Source organism: Citrobacter sedlakii, assembly GCF_018128425.1.
GTDB classification, from domain to species: domain Bacteria; phylum Pseudomonadota; class Gammaproteobacteria; order Enterobacterales; family Enterobacteriaceae; genus Citrobacter_A; species Citrobacter_A sedlakii.
The window spans coordinates 2491197-2510386 of sequence record NZ_CP071070.1 but is presented as its reverse complement, the minus strand read 5'-3'; the positions used below and the strand labels follow the sequence as shown (position 1 = coordinate 2510386).

Here is a 19190-nt window from a genome sequence, read left to right as displayed (position 1 = left end):
ATGGCCGCGTTGCCGGATAAAGAGAAGTTATTACGTAATTTTCAACGTTGCGCGAACTGGGAAGAAAAGTACCTGTATATTATCGAGCTGGGTCAGCGACTACCGATGCTGTCTGAAAACGATCGCGTTGCTGATAATAAAATTGAGGGCTGTCAGAGCCAGGTCTGGATTGTGATGCGCCAGAACGGGCAGGGAATGATTGAGCTTGAGGGCGACAGCGATGCGGCCATCGTAAAGGGGCTGATTGCGGTGGTGTTTATTTTGTATCACCAGATGACGCCGCAGGATATTGTTAATTTTGATGTCCGCCCGTGGTTCGAAAAAATGGCGCTCACCCAACATCTCACCCCGTCCCGCTCCCAGGGGCTTGAAGCGATGATCCGCGCGATTCGCACCAAAGCTGCAACTCTTAGCTAAACTTAACAGACGCACGCTGTAAAATACCTGACAGGACGCAGGTGCGTCTTGTCAGGCTTGCAGGTTCGCGAGCCTCGTAGTCCGGATGCGGCATTCACTGCCGTCCGGCATCAACGCCAGGGGGGTGACATATGAAACGCGCGTCTTTATTAACACTTATGCTTATCGGCGCTTACAGTGCTTTACAGGCTGCCTGGGCGGTGGATTATCCACTGCCGCCGGCAGGAAGTCGTCTCATTGGTCAGAATCAAACGTATACGGTGCAGGCGGGGGATAAAAATCTCCAGGCCATCGCCCGTCGCTTTGATACCGCCGCGATGCTCATTCTGGAGGCTAACAATACCATCGCTCCGGTGCCGAAACCCGGTACGTTAATCACTATCCCGTCGCAAATGCTGTTGCCCGACGCGCCGCGTGAAGGGATCATCGTGAATCTCGCAGAGCTACGTCTGTACTATTACCCGCCGGGGGAAAATATCGTGCAGGTCTATCCTATCGGTATTGGTCTGGAGGGGCTGGAAACGCCGGTGATGGAAACGCGGGTAGGGCAGAAAATACCGAACCCGACGTGGACGCCGACAGCGGGCATCCGCAAGCGCTCTCTTGAGCGGGGAATAACCCTGCCTGCGGTCGTCCCTGCCGGGCCGAATAACCCGCTTGGACGTTTTGCGCTGCGTCTGGCGCATGGCAACGGTGAATACCTTATCCATGGCACCAGCCAGCCGGACAGCGTCGGGCTGCGCGTCAGCTCCGGCTGTATTCGTATGAATGCGCCAGACATTAAAGCGCTGTTCGCTTCGGTACGATCCGGAACGCCGGTTAAGGTCATCAACGAGCCGGTGAAATACGCCGTTGAGCCGAACGGTATGCGGTATGTTGAAGTTCACCGACCGCTGTCGCCGGAAGAGGAACAGAATGTGCAGACCATGCCGTATGTTCTGCCTGCCGGTTTCACCCAGTTCAAAGCGATGAAAGAGGTCGACAACACGCTGGTGGACAAAGCATTGTACCGGCGCGCCGGGTATCCGGTAGCCGTTTCTTCCGGACAGACGCCAGCGGTGGCGGCAACCCCCGTGGTACAGTCAGCGCAGAATGGTGGGGTAACGCAAGAAACGCAAACGCAGTAGCAGGAAAGGCAAACGAAGGGCAAAAAAAATGGCGCACAATGTGCGCCATTTTTATTACGCAGGTACTATTACTTACGGTATTTAGTAGCCTGGTTGTCCAGACGCTGGTTAGCGCGAGCTGCGTCGTCTTTAGCAGCCTGAACGTCGGAACGCATTGCGTTCACGTCGTTGCTCAGCTGGTCAACTTTAGCGTTCAGAGTCTGAACGTCAGAAGACAGCTGATCGATTTTAGCGTTGCTGGAGCAACCAGCCAGCAGAGTAGAACCCAGGATTACCGCGCCCAGTACCAGTTTAGTACGATTCATTATTAATACCCTCTAGATTGAGTTAATCTCCATGTAGCGTTACAAGTATTACACAAAGTTTTTTAGGTTGAGAATATTTTTTTGATGAGAAGATGCTTATTTTTGATCGTTCGCTCAAAGAAGCATCGAAATGTCGGAATGTATCTAAAAAACTGAGGGAAAACAGGCTGCTTCCATCGGATTCGTCTTAGATAATCGGCAGTTAGATAGTGAAATCCGATTTGCTTTTTTATTAATAGCGGCTATTGATGAAATAAAAAAAGCGCCCCGAGGGCGCTTTTTTAAACCAATTAATTCACACAGGAATTATTACAGCACGTGAACAGAGGCGGTGTTAGTGGTGCCGCTCGGAACCAGCGCGCCAGAAACCATCACGACCACGTCGCCTTTCTGTGCCAGACCGCTCTGTTGGGCAACTTCTTTACCCAGGCGGTAGAAATCATCCGTAGAATTGATTTCTTTGACCAGTTGCGGCACAACGCCTTTACTGAGCACTAACTGACGTGCGGTCACTTCATTGGTAGTCAGCGCCAGGATGGTCGCATCCGGGAAGTACTTACGCACGGCGCGTGCAGATTTACCGCCCTGGGTCGCGACCACGATCAGCGGCGCTTCCAGTTTTTCAGCGGTTTCAACAGCACCACGGCACACGGCTTCAGTGATGCGCAGCTTACGGCTGTCGTTGTTGAAGTCCAGACGGCTGGTCATCACGCGGTCGGTACGCTCGCAGATGGTCGCCATGATAGAGACCGCTTCCAGCGGATATTTGCCTTTCGCGGATTCGCCGGACAGCATGACGGCATCGGTTCCGTCGAGGATGGCGTTCGCCACGTCGCCAGCTTCTGCGCGGGTTGGGCGGGGGTTTTTGATCATGGAGTCGAGCATTTGCGTCGCGGTGATCACCACTTTACGCGCGCGGATACATTTTTCGATCATCATCTTCTGCGCGAAGATCACTTCTTCGACCGGGATTTCTACGCCAAGGTCGCCACGGGCAACCATGATGCCGTCGGACGCTTCGAGGATTTCGTCGAAGTTGTTCAGGCCTTCCTGGTTTTCAATTTTGGAGATGATCTGGATGTTTTCGCCGCCGTGCGCTTTCAGGTGCTCACGAATCTCAACCACGTCAGAGCGCTTACGGATAAAGGATGCGGCAACGAAGTCAACGCCTTGCTCGCAGCCGAAGATCAGATCCTGTTTATCTTTTTCCGCCAGGGCTGGCAGGGCGATAGAGACGCCCGGCAGGTTTACGCCTTTGTTCTCGCCCAGGTCGCCGTTGTTCAGCACTTTACAAATCACTTTGTTGCCTTCGATGGCGGTCACTTCCATGCCGATCAGACCGTCGTCGACCAGTACGGTGTTGCCGACGGCGAGGTCAGCGGTGAAACCTTCATAAGTTACAGCGACGATTTCGCTGTTACCCACAACGGATTTGTCGGTGGTAAAAGTGAAGGTCTGGCCTGCTTTCAGGGACACGTCGTTGCCGCCTTCCAGCTTGATGGTACGGATTTCCGGACCTTTGGTATCCAGCAAAATCGCGGCTTTCTTGCCGGTTTTACTCATGACGTTGCGCAGGTTCTGGATACGCTGACCGTGTTCTGCATAATCACCGTGAGAGAAGTTCAGACGCATGACGTTCATGCCCGCGTCCAGCATTTTGGTTAACATCTCTTCAGATTCGGTTTTCGGGCCGATGGTGCAAACAATTTTCGTCTTTTTCATGACAGTCTTAGTCTTTAAGTTGAGAAGGATATGGGAAGCTGGCTTCCGGCGCGCACCGCCAGGAAGCGAAACCGGTATTACGAAAGTGGTGATGCCTCGCTCTAAGGATAGGTGACATCGAAAAAGCGTGCAGAGGAATGTGTGCTTGTGTTTCAGCCCAACGGAAAGGGACGTTTTGTGTACGCTGAGTTTTACAGGCCAATGTGCTGAAACCATTCAAGAGACAGTTGGCGCGCATTATACGCTGTTTTTTTCCAAAAAGGAAAATGAAAACAGCGTTTCAAAATACATCTGGGCAGTTTCACAACAAACTGTATTTAAAGGAAACGTATTGCCCAAAATCATTCGCGCAATTTATGGTTCAGTTGCGCAATAATGAGATATTCTTCCTGGTTATAACCAAATTCTTTTTTATTCATTTCAATTTATTCCCGGACACAGCATCCGTCAGCCCATCGTCGGTGAGCAGACCCTGGCGGATGCCGGAATAGCGCTCCAGTTAGTTAATTGATTTTCTTTAGCTTTTTGTCTTCATTCGTCAGGTGTTATATGCTGTAAGCAAGTAGCCTGCAACGGAGAGACAAAAATGGGAAACCTGACAAAAGATGATGAGCTGTACCGGGAGATGTGCAGAGTCGTGGGAAAAGTGGTGCTGGAAATGCGCGATCTGGGTCAAGAACCGAAGCATATTGTCATCGCCGGTGTTTTACGTACCTCACTGGCTAATCAGCGTATTCAACGCTCTGAACTGGAAAAACGGGCTATGGAAACGGTAATCAACGCGCTGGCAGGATAATCCATATAATAAGGGATGGCGGCATCCCTTATCAAAATTACTGGAAATTTTAAGCTGCAATACTGTATCGAATGTCAATAATATAATGCGTCAACGTTTAAACTGAGCATAACGCTATTTTTGACTGTCAGGGTTAATATTGGGAACAGCTTCACAATTAATTTGAAATTAATGAAATGCCGCTTCATCTCATCTAAATGAGAATAAATATCACTTCTTTTTTATTATTTCCCTTCCCCAATTTAGTTGATAACGATCAAAGTTATACATACCGAATAAACCCATTATTTATTTCGCCTAACCCTAAAGGATTAGTAAGTTTGCGTTAAATTATGTCATTTATTCGATTCGGTTATGGCAGGAACTTCAGCTGTGGGAGACAACGTCAGGGCGCTGTTTGACGTATGAGAAATTGGCCTGGTTACGGTTGTCAACACTGCGTTTACGAAGAGGATGCGAAATTAATGAACCAGGTTGATCGTCCAATATTAAATCCAGGTTTAACGCGGCTGGAATTCTTGCGTTTGACGGGAAAAGGTCTGGCGGGGCTAACCATTGCCCCAGCGCTGCTGTCGCTTTTTGGCTGTAAGCAGGAAGATGTGGACAGCGGCACCGTCGGGTTGATTAACACGCCGAAAGGAGTACTGGTGACGCAGCGTGCGCGTTGTACCGGCTGTCACCGCTGTGAAATCTCCTGCACCAATTATAACGATGGCGCGGTAGGGACCTTCTTTTCCCGCATCAAAATTCACCGGAATTATTTCTTCGGTGATGAGGGTGTCGGTTCCGGCGGCGGCCTGTATGGCGATCTGAACTATACACCGGATACCTGTCGCCAATGTAAAGATCCACAATGCATGAATGTTTGTCCTGTCGGGGCGATCACCTGGCAGCAGAAAGACGGCTGCATTGCTGTTGATCATCGACGTTGTATTGGCTGTAGCGCTTGCACCACCGCTTGTCCCTGGATGATGGCCACCGTCAATAGCGAAACGAAAAAATCGTCAAAATGCATTTTATGCGGTGAATGCGCCAATGCCTGCCCGACCGGGGCATTAAAAATCATTGAGTGGAAAGATATTACTGTTTGAGTCTTACAAAGGAAAACATTATGGCTAACGGTTGGACAGGTAATATTTTACGGGTCAATCTTACTACAGGCGATATTACCCTTGAAGATTCCAGTAAATTTAAAAAATTCATCGGCGGAATGGGCTTCGGCTATAAGATAATGTATGACGAAGTGCCTCCGGGTACGAAGCCTTTTGACGAAAGTAATAAACTGGTATTTGCGACGGGACCGTTAACCGGTTCCGGAGCGCCCTGTAGCTCTCGCGTGAATATTACATCGCTTTCCACATTCACTAAGGGAAATTTGGTTGTTGATGCCCATATGGGGGGCTTTTTTGCGGCGCAAATGAAATTTGCCGGTTATGACGCCATTATTATCGAGGGCAAGGCACCGTCTCCTGTGTGGATTAATATCAAAGACGAAAAGGTGACGATCGAGAAAGCCGATTTTTTATGGGGGAAAGGCACTCGCGCGACCACCGAAGAAATTTGCCGCATGACCTCCGCGGAAACCTGCGTGGCGGCAATTGGTCAGGCAGGTGAAAACCTCGTTCCGCTCTCTTGCATGCTCAACAGCCGCAACCATAGCGGCGGCGCCGGAACCGGGGCGATCATGGGATCGAAGAACCTGAAAGCCATTGCGGTTGAGGGCACAAAAGGCGTAAATATCGCCGATCGCAAAGAGATGAAACGTCTGAACGATTATATGATGACGGAACTGATTGGCGCGAATAACAACCACGTTGTACCAAGCACTCCGCAAGCGTGGGCGGAATATTCTTCTCCTGCCTCGCGCTGGACGGCGAGAAAGGGGCTTTACTGGGGGGCCGCCGAAGGCGGGCCTATCGAGACAGGCGAAATTCCCCCGGGGAATCAAAATACCGTCGGTTTCCGTACCTACAAATCCGTCTTCGATCTGGGTCCGGCCGCAGAAAAGTACACCGTCAAAATGAGCGGCTGTCACTCCTGTCCGATCCGCTGCATGACGCAGATGAATATTCCCCGGGTGAAAGATTTCGGCGTACCGAGCACCGGCGGCAACACCTGCGTGGCAAACTTTGTGCACACCACCATTTTTCCGAACGGACCGAAGGATTTTGAGGACAAAGACGATGGGCGCGTCATCGGTAATCTTATTGGCCTGAACCTGTTCGATGACTACGGTATCTGGTGCAACTACGGCCAGCTGCACCGTGATTTTACTTACTGCTACAGCAAAGGGGTCTTTAAACGCGTATTACCCGCCGAAGAATATGCGTCAATTCCGTGGGATCAACTGGAGGCGGGCGATCCTCATTTCATCAAGGATTTTTATTATCGTCTGGCTCACCGTGTCGGCGAACTCAGTCATCTCGCGGATGGTTCATATGCCATCGCAGAGCGTTGGCAACTGGGCGAGGAATATTGGGGCTATGCGAAAAACAAACTGTGGTCCCCGTTTGGGTATCCGGTACATCACGCTAACGAAGCCTCCGCGCAGGTCGGGGCGATTACTAATTGCATGTTCAACCGCGACTGCATGACCCATACGCACATTAATTTTATTGGCTCCGGTTTGCCGTTGAAACTTCAGCGAGAGGTGGCGGCAGAGCTGTTTGGCTCTGAAGATGCTTACGACGAAACCAAAAATTATACGCCGATTAACCCGGCTAAAATCCGTTACGCCAAATGGACCCTGCTGAAAGTCTGTCTTCATAACGCTGTCACGCTCTGTAACTGGGTCTGGCCGATGACGGTATCGCCGCTGAAAAGCCGCAACTACCGGGGCGATCTGGATCTGGAAGCGAAATTCTTTCAGGCGGTAACCGGTGACGAAACCACCCAGGCAAGCCTCGATCTGGCCGCTGAACGTATCTTTACGTTGCATCGGGCATACACGGTGAAACTGATGCAGACCAAAGATATGCGCAACGAACACGATCTTATTTGTTCATGGGTATTCGACAAAGACCCGGCTATTCCGGTCTTTACTGAAGGCACCGATAAGATGGATCGAGACGATATGCGCGAGTCGCTGACCCTGTTTTATCAGGAAATGGGCTGGGATCCTGAACTGGGTTGCCCAACGCGTGACACGTTGATTCGGCTTGGACTGGATGACGTGGCGGCTGACCTGGCCGCGCAGAATTTGCTGCCAGCGTAAGGAAAGCCTTATGAGCAATCTGGAGGAAGTCGGCGCGGAAGCGACGACGGACGTGGATCTCGAAAAACGGCAGTGGCTGCAGGCGCTACGTTTGCATGACGCGGATAGTGCGCCTGTTGAACCGGCAAGCCCCGCAGAGATAATGGCTGATTTTATTCGCCAGCATACGGCGGCAGGACAGCTTGTGGCGCGCGCACTGTTTCTACAGCCGCCGTATTCGATGGAAGAAGCCGAGCTTGCGCCATTATTGGCCGCTCTCGTTGAAGGGGAGGTGGGCGCGGATATCGCGTGTGTGCACGGCGCCCAGGAGGTTTATTTCTACTCAACGGACAGCATGAGCGCCAACTATGCCGACATGTGTGTGCAGGTGCTGGAAAAGGATCTTTGTCGGGCAATCGCTCAGGCGGTGCGTTTTGAATGTCAGACGTATCCGCGCCCGTACAAGGTCGCTATGCTGGAACAGTCGCCTTACCACTTCGAGTCTGCGCAGATCGCCGCCGCGCTGGCGGCGATCGAAACACATCCCGACTATGCCGATATTCGCCCGGTGACGTCATCCAACGGCGTTCCGTATCTCTTTAGCGAGCGCTATATGCGTTATGGCAAAGCCTATGGGTTGTGCGAATGGCTGGAAGTTGAACGGTTTCAGAATCCCTGAATTCATGGATAGCGTGGCGAGGGCGACCACCGCATTAGAGGATAACAAGATGTCCTTCACTCGACGAAAATTTGTGCTTGGCATGGGGACGGTCATTTTTTTCAGCGGACCGGGCCAGTCGCTGCTGGCGAATACGACACAAGGCGGAACGGCGCGCTATGTCATGATCCACGACGAAACGCGCTGCAACGGTTGTAACATTTGCGCCCGCGCCTGTCGCAAAACCAATCATGTTCCTGCGCAGGGAAGCCGCTTATCGATCGCGCACATCCCTGTCACCGAGGATGAAAACGAAACCCTGTATCATTTTTTCCGCCAGTCTTGTCAGCACTGCGACGAGGCGCCGTGCATTGACGTCTGCCCAACCGGCGCGTCCTGGCGTGATGAGCAGGGGATTGTTCGCGTAAATGCGTCACGCTGTATTGGTTGCAGCTATTGTATTGGCGCCTGTCCGTACCAGGTGCGCTATCTGAATCCTCACACCAAAGTGGCGGATAAATGCGATTTTTGCGCAGAGTCGCGACTGGCGAAAGGGTTCCCGCCCATCTGCGTCTCGTCTTGTCCGGAACATGCACTGCTCTTTGGACGCGAAGATAGCCCTGAAATCCAGCGCTGGCTGCAGGACAATAAATATTATCAGTATCAGCTTCCTGGCGCAGGCGAGCCTCATCTTTATCGTCGGTTCGGTCAACATTTGATTAAGAAGGAAAATGTATGAACGCGTCGCAGAGTGCCGAACAATTTCACGCCCAACTGGCGAGCTACGTGCCGCTGTTTTCCCCGGAGTACTGGCCAGTCTGGCTGGTTATAGCGGGCGTGTTGCTGGTAGTGATGTGGCTGGTGCTGGGGCTGCACGCCTGGCTTCGTTTTCGCGCCGTTCGCAAGGTCGCGGCCGCGCATGGCGAGAAAGTTTATTTGTATTCAAAAGCGGTGCGCTTGTGGCACTGGTCTAACGCGTTATTGTTTATCCTTTTGCTTGCCAGTGGGCTCATTAACCACTTTTCGCTGGTCAGTCCGTTGGTGACTAAAAGCGTGTTGGCGGTACATGAAATCTGTGGATTTATGCTACTGGCATGCTGGGTGGGCTTTGTGTTGATTAACGCCCTGGGCGGCAATGGTCATCATTATCTCATTCAGCCGCATGGCTGGTTGGCGAGAGCGAAGAAACAAACCCGTTTTTATCTGTACGGTATTTTACAAGGAGATGCGCACCCGTTTCCGGCTACGCCACGGGCGAAGTTTAACCCGTTACAGCAGGCAGCTTATGTCGGGGTGATGTACGGCTTGCTGCCGCTGCTGTTATTGAGCGGTCTTCTTTCGCTGTATCCACAGGCCACAGGGGATGTCCTTCCCGGCGTACGCTATTGGCTGCTTCAGGCGCATTTCGCGCTGGCCATCGTTAGCCTGTTTTTTATCTTTGGACATCTGTATCTATGCACCACAGGACGAACGCCCGGGGAGACATTCCGTTGCATGGTCGATGGCTATCACCGGCATTAACCGATGATTGTGACGCGAGAGGATTTACGCAACTGGCGGGTTGGAAAAGTGATGTACCGCTGGTTCCTGCGGCGTTTTCCGGAAGGCGGCAGTTATGCTGACGTACATCGTGCGTTAAGCCGTGACGGGTATATCGACTGGGCAAACAGCCTGGTGGAGTACGCCTGGTCACGCTGGATAGACGAAGAAAACTTTGTCCGGCAGGATATTTTCGCCATGTCCTCACCGATGCTGCCTGACGTCGTAACGAGTGGTCGGCAGATTGCCAACGCCGCGGATAACGCCCGTCTGGGATGCGCGGACGATAACATGAAAATCGCCAGTGTGGGTTACGCGGCGCAGATCGCCAGTGCGGGCGACTGTGTGCGGCTTGGCAGCATGGGCTATAACAGTCATATCAGCAGTTCGGGCGATCGCGCCAGAATCGCAGCCGCGGGAAACTCCACGCGAATTAGCAGCGCAGGTAACGGCACGCGTATCGCCAGTAGCGGGATGCGCGTTCGGGTCAGCGCGGTGGGAGAGAGAAGCCATATTGCCAGCAATGGCGATCTCACGCAGATCGTCAGCTTCGGCGCCAGCGCCAGAATTGCCAACAGTGGCGACAATGTACACATTATCTGCAACGGCGACAACGCCGTGATAGCCAGTACAGGCGTGGTCGACGCCATCGTGCTTGGGCCAGGCGGGTGTGCGGCGTTGGCTTATCATGACGGTGAGCGAATGCGTTTTGCGGTGGCCGTGGAAGGTGAAAAAGGAATTCGGGCAGGGGTGAAATACCGTCTCGACGATACGCATCAGTTTGTTGAGTGTTGAGTCACTCCTGACAGATATGCTGATGCAGCAGGATGTTGGTCGGATAGCACGTTACGCTGCTATCCGACACAACCGTGTTACTTTCGGGCGTTTTCCGACCCTGATGATATTACGTCGTTTTTTATGTCAGATTTTGCACGCATCGCCGCAGTCATCATCGGCGATCACCGATTCTGCTTTTTTGTCCGCATCTTCCAGACGTTCCGCGTTGCGCGTTTGTGCTTCATCCAGTCCGTCAAACACCAAATTGTCGAGATCAATTTCCATTACTCACCTGCATGATTTCATTTTTGAGGTGCGACCAGTATAGGACAAGAATGCCGGGGGTTGCATGTGCAAAATCTGCGATGTTAACGATCGAAGAAATAGAGACGGCGGCAAACGCGGCCTGCCGGGGACGAGACGGTTTTCGCCATCGCCGCACCGATTTCCGCGTAAGCGGTAATGCCGCCACGGTGTAAAGTGCGGACGTAACGATACCGGACGATTGCTATTCCTTCGCGCATCCTCTGCCATACTTACTTTTGTTCAAACCGGAACGGGAGTGAAGATGATTATACTGTGTAAAGCCTGCGGCACATCGTATGACGACAGCCAGCGTAACGTAGCGCGCTGTCCTGTTTGTGATGATGAACGGCAGTATGTGCCGGTATCAGGGCAGGAGTGGACGGATTTTGACGCGCTGGTGTCCAGCCACGCCAACAAATGGCGTCAGGTCACACCGTCGCTTTTTACCCTCAAAACGGTTCCCTCATTTGCGATAAACCAGCGGGCGTTTCTGCTCAGAACGCCCGCGGGGAATATCCTTTGGGATTGTATCGCCAATCTCGATCCGGCGACCCGGACGTTGATTGCCGCCCTGGGCGGTCTGCGCGCCATCGCCATTTCGCATCCGCACTACTACACCACCATGCAGGACTGGGCGGCAGAGTTTAACGCCCCGGTTTATCTTCATGCCGACGATCGGCGTTGGATCATGCGCGACAGCCCGTTTATACAGCGATGGGAAGGCGACACTCTCGACGTGCTGCCGTCCGTGACGCTGCTGCGGCTCGGCGGCCATTTTGCAGGCGGCACCGTCCTGCACTGGCGGGAGGGCGCCGGAACGATCCTTGCAGGCGATATTCTTCAGGTCACACCCGGCGCGAACGCCGTCTCCTTTATGTGGAGCTACCCCAACATGCTGCCGCTGTCCGCAGCTTGTGTCGCGGCGATTGCCCGGCGACTGCAAGACGTTTCATTTGAACAGCTGTACGGCGCGTTTGAAGGTCAGGACATTACGGCTCATGCGCATGAGATTGTGCTGCGCTCGGCAGAGAAATATCTCTCCTGTCTGCAATAACACCAGACGTTTTTGCAACATTGCCAGCACGCGTTGGGAGCGAGCTTATGAAGAAAAAACAGAAGTGGTACAGCCAGGCGGTGATCTATCAAGTCGATACTTCACTCTTTTATGATGCGAATGGCGATGGCTTCGGCGATATTGCCGGGATCGCTGAAAAGCTGCATTACATCCGTAGTCTTGGCGCGACAGCCATCTGGATCACGCCGTTTTACCTTACGCCGTTTCGCGATGAAGGCTACGATATCGCAGACCATCTGCAACCGGATCCTCGTTTTGGGGTGATTGCTGATGTGATTGAGTTTATCGAACAGGCCCGGGCGCTGGGCCTGCATGTGATCATCGAACTGGTGATTCAGCATACCTCTTCTGAACACATGTGGTTTCAGGAGGCCAGACGCAGTCCCGATTCGTTCTATCGGGACTTTTATTTGTGGGCCGATACCCCCCCGGAAAAAGACGATCCGCCCATGTTTCCAGGCGTGGAGGAATCCGTCTGGCGCTGGGATGAACAGGCTCAACAATTCTACCGGCATATGTTCTATCGTCATGAGCCCGATCTCAATCTCACCTCAAAGGCGGTTATCCACGAAATCGAAAATATCGTGCGCTTCTGGCTGAAGATTGGCGTGTCTGGTTTTCGCCTCGACGCGGCCTCTCACTTAACCAAACAGGCCGGAGGCGGTAACGACAAAAAGGGGTACTGGATCCTTGAGCAGTTGCGCGGGCTGATAGAAAGCGTGAATCCGGAAGCGATCCTGCTGGGCGAAGTTGATGTTGCCCCGCAAGCGTATCGCAACTACTTCGGCAAAAACGATCGGCTGCATATTGCGCTGAACTTTTGGGTGAATAAATATTTTTATGTCAGCCTGGCGGAGAAAAAAGCACTGCCGCTTGCCGGGGCGCTCAGTAAGATGATTGTGCCACCGGATGGCTGCTGCTTTGCAAACTGGCTGCGAAATCACGATGAGCTGGATCTCGAGGGGATCGGCGAGGTAAATAAGCAAAAGGTGCTGGACGCGTTTGCCCCTGACGAGGATATGTATGTTTACCAGCGAGGGTTACGCAGACGGCTGGCGCCGATGCTGTCAGGGAATATCGAACGGCTGGCGTTTTGTCACGCGGTGCTGTTGTCGCTGCCTGGTGTACCGGTGATCCGCTACGGTGATGAAATCGGAATGGGTGACGATCTTAGCCTGAAAGAGCGCTATTCGGTCAGAACGCCGATGCAGTGGTCGGCAGATAAAAATGGCGGATTTTCCACTGCGGATACGTCGCGCTTATTCAGACAACCGATCGCGTCCGGCCCGTGGCGCTATAAAAAAGTCAACGTAGAGCGGTCGCAGCTAAGCCGCCATTCTTTGTTGCACCGGGTGCGTCATATGGTGAATATTCGGGCGGAACTGCATGAAATTTGTCAGGCGCCGTGGAAGATTATTCCGCTCAAACAGGAGGCCGTGTTCGCCATTCTTTATCGTGGCGAGCAGCGTGATGTTCTGGCGCTGGCCAATTTCAGCGAAAAGCCGGTTAAGGCAGCGCTAAGAGACATTGCGGACGGCTACTGGGAAGCCTGCCTGGCAGACAAGGGGTATGACGATACGCTTCGGGGCGGGAAGGCCGTGCCGCTCCTCCTGAACGGCTACGGCTACCGCTGGTTTTCCCGTCGGCGCGATTAGCGTTTTTTACGCCGCGCTATCAGCCCGATCACCAGCGCAAGGGTGGTCAGCGCGGCGCCTGCGGCGAACTTACCGGGGAAGTCAGATGACAGGGTGAACGCGCGTGTTTTTGCGCCTTCGCTGAATTCACCGTGAGTGGGATGATTACCCCGTCGGGGCGTGTAGAGAATGTCCGCACTGTCATGGGGACTGGGATCATCGGTAAGCTGGCCTTCCCAGGCTTTCTTTACCATCAGCCGGTCGAGCCAGCGGGGAAAGAAAAACTGGCCGACGATTGACTGTACGGTACTTTTCCCAACCCACAGTTCGCGAACCGGACGTTTCACCACGCTAAATACCGCTTCTGCGGCGACTTCGGGCTGGTACACCGGTGGCACAGGTTGCATCGCCGCGTCCATTTTGTTGCGCGACCAGCCAAACTGCGGGGTATTCATTCCCGGCATTTGTACCATCGTGATATGCACCTTGCTGTGCTCATGCATCAGTTCAGTGCGTACGGCGTCAGTAAAGCCGCGGATGGCCGCTTTGGCGCCACAGTAAGCAGACTGAAGGGGAATCGAGCGGTAGGCTAACGCGGAACCGACCTGGATGATAATGCCTCTGTCTCGCGGCGCCATCATCGCCAGCGCCGCGCGGGTACCATTAACGAAGCCCAGATAGGTCACTTCGGTGACGCGCTGAAACTCTGCGGGGGTGATTTCCCGAAACGGTGACAGTACCGTTGTCATGGCGCTGTTAACCCACACATCAATGGCGCCCAGCCGACTTTCAATCATTTCCGCTGCGTCGTGAGTGGCATTGGCTTTGGAGACATCGACGCTAATACCCAGCGTTTTCACGCCATATTTTTCGCACTCCTCACAGGTTTCCTGAAGACCTTCGTCATCTCTGGCTATCACCGCAACGTCATATCCAGCCTGTGCGAAACGCACAGAGATTGCTTTTCCTGCTCCGGCGCTACCTCCGGTAATAACCACAACAGACATACACACCTCTCATCCGCAAAACGCGCCAGTGGCGACAGACATGACTTAACATGTAGTGCCTGGTTGGCTGTCTGTCTATCTGATGCGAGGTTTAAAGGACGGAAAGGAAAATGCACAGGAAAGAGAAGAAAGGGGGCATAGCCCCCTCTGGATGCGTCATTTACGCCACGTTGCTGTGGTTTAACTGGCTTAGCGGCACGTTAACATCAAAGACTTTGGCGATGACTTCATGGACACCAAGATTCTTTAAACGCGCGCTATGCTTTTCCAGATACGCGAGGGCGGTCTCTTCGCTTTCAAAAAGGTAGATGCCGCCAGCCTCTTTATTTTGTTCACTTTCAGTCCATACTTTCCAGATAAAGCCGGGTTCCTGGTTAATGGATTCGGCCAGTCCGCGCAGTTGTTCCGTCATTTCCTGCCCGAACGGGCCGTTAAACGCAAAGTGAAGCTGTAATAATTTGGCCATCGTACTCTCCTTTTGAAAAGACCATCATAACGCTATTTCTCAGCCTGCAAATGCTCAACGTGAAGAGGATTGTCCGAGCCTGCGACCTGTACCGGCGATCGTACCACCAGACTTGGCAACGCCAGCTCCACCTCTAGCTCATTCAGCGCTTCAATAATACGAATATTAATCTCCTGCTGTATATCCATATATTTGTTGTAGTCGGCTGTGTTTACAATATGCACGACTTCAAAGGTCAGGCGATCCTGATTAAAGGCGAGGAAATGCGCGCGGTCGAATTTCGTTTCGCCGACATCTTCAATGATTTTTTTTACCGTATCGCCAATCAGGCGCAGCTTTTCAGGCGGCGTGGAGGTGGCGACGCCAAAGGTAAAAACAATGCGGCGCGTTTGCATGCGCTTGTAGTTGTGAATGGTTTGCTGCAGCAGTTGCGCGTTGGCGCAAACAATCTGCTCGCCGCTGAGGCTGCGGATACGCGTTGTTTTCAGGCCAATATGCTCAATTGTCCCTGCGACGTCATTGAACACCACGAAGTCGCCAATCTCGAAAGGCTTATCAAAACCAATCGATAGCGAGGCGAAGACGTCGCTGAGAACGGTCTGCACCGCCAGCGCGATGGCGATACCGCCAACCCCGAGACTTGCTACCAGCGCGGTAATATCCACCCCAGCGTTTGCCAGAATCGACAGCAGCATCATGGACCAGACAACCACGCGCAGAATCATCCCAAGAATAACCAGGGTGACCGGATTTTTATGCGTACCGGGCGCGTGTAGCAGATGGCGCATCCACGACTGTACCCCCTGATCCAGCCAGATGGCGATTTGAATGGCGATCACGAGAAACCATGCGTGGCTCAGGCTTGCAAACAGCCGATCGGGGAGGGCGACGAAGCGCAAACTGAACAGGAATGCGGCAAAGAAAATCAGCAATTTGCTGGTTCGCTTTAACATGTCAAACACGATCACCCGTAACCCCGGATGCTTAATCTCCTTGTGATCGCGACGCTCAATGGTTCTGTAAATGAAATTCAGCAGCCAGTTGATGAGCCAGTAGGTGATTAAGGTGACAACGAAAACGATGCCAAGATTGATCCAGAATGTCGCTGACATTAGTACAGTAACGACGTTAAGCCGTGCCAGATACTCCATCTTACCTCCCATAACAAAACGTTAACGGTAAAGTATAGACAGCATAGACCGGGTGGCACGGATCCCCGGGCAATTCGCCTGTTAACAGAATTTACTGAAAGATGGTAAGCCTGCTGAACACCGCCCGCGGGGGGAAGCAGGACGCGGCGGCTGTTATGAAACTGCCGTTAGTGCTGTCTCAGACAGTCGAATAAGGATCGTATGGCGGGGCTAAAGACGACGTCGTTTCGGTAGCACAGACACAGCCTGCGCAACGCCCAGCCATCACGTAGCGCAACGATCGCAAAAGGATAGCGGCTCTGATAACGCGCGGCGATGACGGCGGGAAGAATCGCCACGCCGGTGCCGTGTGCCACCATCTCGCATAATCCCTCATAGTGATTCAACCGAATGCGGATATTAAGCGCCAGGCCAGCATGTGCTGCGTTTTGTTCAATATGGCGTTGCAGGGCACGGGTGGAATAAAGCGCCACCATTGGCGCCGCAATAATATCCACGAAAAAAAGCGCCTCCTTACCCGCAAGCGGATGCGTTAGCGGGACGATCAGCACGAGCGGATCCTCCGCGACGGGCTCCCGTTTGAGCATGCCAGCGGCCACGGCGTCTGAAACAATGCCGACATCTGCCTCACCTGACAGTAAGCTGCTGACAATATCGGTGCTGGCGCGTTCTTCGGTTTCGATATGTATCCCCGGATGGGAGGCCAGCCAGGCGGCGAGTTTACCCGGCAGAAATGTGGTCAGCGCTGAGCTGTTAGCATAAAGCCGAAGCGTCTCCTGATGACCCGCTGCAAGGGCGACCATTTCCTCGCGCAACCGCCGATGTTGCTCAAGGATGATGCGGGCATGGCGTTCCACTGCCTCTCCTGCTGTCGTTAATGAGATCCCGCGCGGATGACGCAGCAACAAGGGCATTCCAGAGTTTCCTTCCATTTTTCGGAGTCGTTCGCTGGCGGACGCCAGTGCCAGGTTGGCTGCAGAGGCCCCGCCGGTGATGCTGCCGGCATCCACGATACAGATAAACAATTGCAGGTCGGCCAGATCAAAACGCATTTATTTCCGCCTTCGGTTTTTCCGTAGTTGCCGAGGAAAATACCGCATTGTGGCGGCTCCGGCCAGATGTTCCAATGCCGCTCTGTTCAACAATGTGGGCCAGCAAGATGAATGAACCCCTTTATTTGTATTGTTTCCTGATATTTATTGCCGCAGGCTGGGTCAAAGGTATGACTGGCATGGGGTTGCCGACGGTGGCGATGGGTCTGCTTGGTACGGTTATGCCGCTGGCTGAAGCGGCGGCGCTTCTGGTTATCCCTTCGCTGGTGACGAATCTCTGGCAATTGTTTTCGGGGCCTTCCTTACAAGAGGTATTCCGGCGTCTCTGGCTGATGATGATGTTTATCGTTATCGGCACGGTTGTGGGGTCGTTTCTGCTGGTCAGTATTCCGCCGCTGTGGGCAGGCGTTGGCCTGGGCGTCGCGCTTATCATTTACGCCAGTTATGCGCTATGCCGTCCTGTAATGCACGTCTCAGCGCGGTTAGAACGTCGGTTGTCGCCTGTCATGGGACTGGTCACTGGCTTTGTCACCGGCGCCACCGGTGTCTTTGTCATGCCCGCCGTGCCATGGCTTCAGTCGCTGCGTTTCGGGCGTGATGAGTTGGTTCAGGCGTTGGGCCTCTCGTTTACCGTCTCGACGATTGCGCTAGCTGCAGGTCTGTATCTGCATGATGCTTTTCATGTCAGGCAATTGTCCCTGTCGGGGATGGCGATTATCCCCGCTCTCCTTGGAATGTGGCTGGGACAAAAAATTCGGGCACGGATCGGCCTGCGGCTGTTCAGGCTATGTTTCTTGCTGTTTCTGACAGTGCTGGGGTTGGAGATGATCTCACGTCCGCTACTTGCGTGATCCGTCAGAACGGATATTCCAGTAAATCTGACGGTTTATTCGACGGAGAGACTGCTTTTCAGCGAAGTGGCGAGTAAGAAACCGGTAGCGTGATGGAGATCGCAAAATTCCGCTTTGTCGTATTGAAAATCAACGCTACGGACATATATGAAAAATGGGTGAGGGTAAACAACACCTGCCCGTAAGACATGAACTTTTTGAATATTTTCTTTACTGTTCAGGAGGTACATGATGACGCTCAGAACGTTTCCCGTATTACACGATCTCTCCGACTCTCTGTTTGCGGACCGCTTTAACCGCATCGATCGCCTTTTCAGCCAACTAACCGGCAGCACGCCGTTGCCCTCCACGCCTTCGTACAATATCCGGCGGCTGGAGGATAACCGCTATGAGCTCACCCTCAGCGTGCCGGGCTGGAAAGAGAGCGAGCTGGAAATTGAAACCGTCGGCGGTCAGCTGAATATCAGCGGTAAACGTGAAGAGGAGAAAACAGAACACGGCGAAGAGGGATGGATTCACCGGGGGATCAGCCGCAGCGACTTCCGCGCCAGCTACAGCCTGCCGGAGCATGTCAACGTCACCGGCGCGTCGCTGGAAAACGGTTTGCTGACAATCGCGTTGCTACAGGATATACCGGAAGAGGAGAAACCTCAGCGTATCGCCATAAACGCGAACCCGGTGCTTGAACATAAGCCGTAATCGTTAACTGACGTTGTTTTACGCCCGGCGCATGTCGGGCGTTTTTCATCAATGCGGTCTGATGCTAACGCGACACGGAAGCGTGAGGAGAAAAACAGAGTGAGCGTAAAGAAAGAAAAAGAGAGAAAGTAACGGGAATAACAGAGAGATAGCTGAATGGTGCGTCCGAGTGGACTCGAACCACCGACCCCCACCATGTCAAGGTGGTGCTCTAACCAACTGAGCTACGGACGCACTGTACAGAAAGATGGTGCGTTCAATTGGACTCGAACCAACGACCCCCACCATGTCAAGGTGGTGCTCTAACCAACTGAGCTATGAACGCAACGTTGTAGGTGACAACGGGGACGAATATTAGCGGCAGAGATGGAATGAGGCAAGAGGGAAAGGGTTATTTTCTTTCGGTTTTCGCTCG

General features: G+C 53.0%; 23 protein-coding genes and 2 tRNA genes. 14 read left to right on the top strand and 11 right to left on the bottom strand.

What is annotated here, in order from left to right:
* Nucleotides 1-417 carry a cysteine desulfuration protein SufE gene (sufE, locus tag JY391_RS12005; protein WP_200033109.1) on the top strand — a complete coding sequence of 139 codons (417 nt, stop codon included), beginning with the start codon at nt 1-3 and terminating at the stop codon, nt 415-417.
* A gap of 131 nt (nt 418-548) precedes the next feature.
* Nucleotides 549-1544, top strand: coding sequence for a L,D-transpeptidase LdtE (ldtE, locus tag JY391_RS12000; RefSeq protein WP_211934366.1), 996 nt, complete (start codon nt 549-551; stop codon nt 1542-1544).
* A gap of 68 nt (nt 1545-1612) precedes the next feature.
* Here the strand turns inward: ldtE and lpp are convergent, their stop codons facing one another.
* The 3 genes from lpp to ynhH form a co-directional block, all read right to left on the bottom strand.
* Nucleotides 1613-1849 carry a murein lipoprotein Lpp gene (gene lpp / locus JY391_RS11995; protein ID WP_001082307.1) on the bottom strand — a complete coding sequence of 79 codons (237 nt, stop codon included), beginning with the start codon at nt 1847-1849 and terminating at the stop codon, nt 1613-1615.
* 309 nt (nt 1850-2158) lie between these two features.
* Nucleotides 2159-3571: a pyruvate kinase PykF gene (pykF, locus tag JY391_RS11990; RefSeq protein WP_042282731.1), complete on the bottom strand. Its 1413-nt coding sequence runs from the start codon at nt 3569-3571 to the stop codon at nt 2159-2161.
* A gap of 7 nt (nt 3572-3578) precedes the next feature.
* Nucleotides 3579-3773: a protein YnhH gene (gene ynhH, locus JY391_RS23885; RefSeq protein WP_248316086.1), complete on the bottom strand. Its 195-nt coding sequence runs from the start codon at nt 3771-3773 to the stop codon at nt 3579-3581.
* Here ynhH and JY391_RS11985 point away from each other — a divergent pair.
* The 8 genes from JY391_RS11985 to ydhT all read left to right on the top strand — a co-directional run bounded on the left by JY391_RS11985 (nt 3747) and on the right by ydhT (nt 10552).
* Nucleotides 3747-3947, top strand: a complete 201-nt coding sequence (locus JY391_RS11985; protein WP_211934365.1) for a hypothetical protein — start codon at nt 3747-3749, stop codon at nt 3945-3947. The genes ynhH and JY391_RS11985 overlap by 27 nt on opposite strands.
* 210 nt (nt 3948-4157) lie before the next feature.
* Nucleotides 4158-4367, top strand: a complete 210-nt coding sequence (gene fumD / locus JY391_RS11980) for a fumarate hydratase FumD (protein WP_042282732.1) — start codon at nt 4158-4160, stop codon at nt 4365-4367.
* Nucleotides 4368-4831: 464 nt separating this feature from the next.
* Nucleotides 4832-5458, top strand: coding sequence for a ferredoxin-like protein (locus tag JY391_RS11975; RefSeq protein ID WP_060569687.1), 627 nt, complete (start codon nt 4832-4834; stop codon nt 5456-5458).
* 20 nt (nt 5459-5478) lie between these two features.
* A complete protein-coding gene (locus JY391_RS11970; RefSeq protein WP_211934364.1) occupies nt 5479-7581 on the top strand; it encodes an aldehyde ferredoxin oxidoreductase in 2103 nt (700 codons plus the stop codon).
* A gap of 10 nt (nt 7582-7591) precedes the next feature.
* Nucleotides 7592-8239 (top strand): YdhW family putative oxidoreductase system protein, encoded by a 648-nt coding sequence (locus tag JY391_RS11965; RefSeq protein ID WP_211934363.1) that lies wholly within the window; start codon nt 7592-7594, stop codon nt 8237-8239.
* A gap of 49 nt (nt 8240-8288) precedes the next feature.
* Nucleotides 8289-8957, top strand: a complete 669-nt coding sequence (locus JY391_RS11960; protein ID WP_072014927.1) for a 4Fe-4S dicluster domain-containing protein — start codon at nt 8289-8291, stop codon at nt 8955-8957.
* Nucleotides 8954-9739, top strand: a complete 786-nt coding sequence (phsC, locus tag JY391_RS11955; protein ID WP_042282738.1) for a thiosulfate reductase cytochrome B subunit — start codon at nt 8954-8956, stop codon at nt 9737-9739. The genes JY391_RS11960 and phsC overlap by 4 nt, the downstream gene beginning before the upstream one ends.
* Nucleotides 9740-9742: 3 nt before the next feature.
* A complete protein-coding gene (gene ydhT, locus JY391_RS11950; protein ID WP_042282740.1) occupies nt 9743-10552 on the top strand; it encodes a protein YdhT in 810 nt (269 codons plus the stop codon).
* Nucleotides 10553-10678: 126 nt separating this feature from the next.
* Here ydhT and JY391_RS11945 read toward each other — a convergent pair whose 3' ends face one another.
* Together JY391_RS11945 and JY391_RS11940 are read right to left on the bottom strand one after the other, a co-directional pair.
* Nucleotides 10679-10819: a hypothetical protein gene (locus JY391_RS11945; protein ID WP_120714875.1), complete on the bottom strand. Its 141-nt coding sequence runs from the start codon at nt 10817-10819 to the stop codon at nt 10679-10681.
* Nucleotides 10820-10902: 83 nt separating this feature from the next.
* Complete coding sequence (locus JY391_RS11940) at nt 10903-11058, bottom strand: hypothetical protein (protein ID WP_211934362.1); 156 nt, start codon at nt 11056-11058, stop codon at nt 10903-10905.
* 44 nt (nt 11059-11102) lie between these two features.
* Between JY391_RS11940 and JY391_RS11935 the strand changes: the two genes are divergently transcribed.
* Together JY391_RS11935 and JY391_RS11930 are read left to right on the top strand one after the other, a co-directional pair.
* A complete protein-coding gene (locus JY391_RS11935; protein ID WP_042282742.1) occupies nt 11103-11894 on the top strand; it encodes an MBL fold metallo-hydrolase in 792 nt (263 codons plus the stop codon).
* A gap of 47 nt (nt 11895-11941) precedes the next feature.
* Complete coding sequence (locus tag JY391_RS11930; protein WP_211934361.1) at nt 11942-13570, top strand: alpha-amylase family protein; 1629 nt, start codon at nt 11942-11944, stop codon at nt 13568-13570.
* On the opposite strand, the gene JY391_RS11925 is transcribed toward JY391_RS11930, so the two are convergent.
* The 4 genes from JY391_RS11925 to JY391_RS11910 form a co-directional block, all read right to left on the bottom strand.
* The gene (locus JY391_RS11925; protein WP_211934360.1) at nt 13567-14556 is read right to left on the bottom strand and encodes an SDR family oxidoreductase; all 990 of its coding nucleotides are present in this window, start codon (nt 14554-14556) and stop codon (nt 13567-13569) included. The two genes, JY391_RS11930 and JY391_RS11925, sit on opposite strands and share 4 nt — an antisense overlap.
* Before the next feature lie 160 nt (nt 14557-14716).
* Nucleotides 14717-15022, bottom strand: a complete 306-nt coding sequence (locus JY391_RS11920; protein ID WP_211934359.1) for a monooxygenase — start codon at nt 15020-15022, stop codon at nt 14717-14719.
* 32 nt (nt 15023-15054) lie between these two features.
* Complete coding sequence (locus JY391_RS11915) at nt 15055-16173, bottom strand: mechanosensitive ion channel family protein (protein ID WP_042282750.1); 1119 nt, start codon at nt 16171-16173, stop codon at nt 15055-15057.
* A 167-nt stretch (nt 16174-16340) separates the two neighbouring features.
* Nucleotides 16341-17225 (bottom strand): LysR substrate-binding domain-containing protein, encoded by an 885-nt coding sequence (locus JY391_RS11910; protein WP_211934358.1) that lies wholly within the window; start codon nt 17223-17225, stop codon nt 16341-16343.
* Between the two features lie 107 nt (nt 17226-17332).
* Here JY391_RS11910 and JY391_RS11905 point away from each other — a divergent pair, with 107 nt between their 5' ends.
* Together JY391_RS11905 and JY391_RS11900 are read left to right on the top strand one after the other, a co-directional pair.
* Complete coding sequence (locus JY391_RS11905; protein ID WP_211934357.1) at nt 17333-18076, top strand: sulfite exporter TauE/SafE family protein; 744 nt, start codon at nt 17333-17335, stop codon at nt 18074-18076.
* Nucleotides 18077-18304: 228 nt separating this feature from the next.
* Complete coding sequence (locus JY391_RS11900; RefSeq protein ID WP_084588962.1) at nt 18305-18775, top strand: Hsp20 family protein; 471 nt, start codon at nt 18305-18307, stop codon at nt 18773-18775.
* 157 nt (nt 18776-18932) lie between these two features.
* On the opposite strand, the gene JY391_RS11895 is transcribed toward JY391_RS11900, so the two are convergent.
* Nucleotides 18933-19009: transfer RNA gene (locus tag JY391_RS11895), tRNA-Val, on the bottom strand.
* A gap of 14 nt (nt 19010-19023) precedes the next feature.
* A tRNA-Val gene (locus tag JY391_RS11890) sits at nt 19024-19100 on the bottom strand.
* Between the last annotated feature and the right edge of the window lie 90 nt (nt 19101-19190).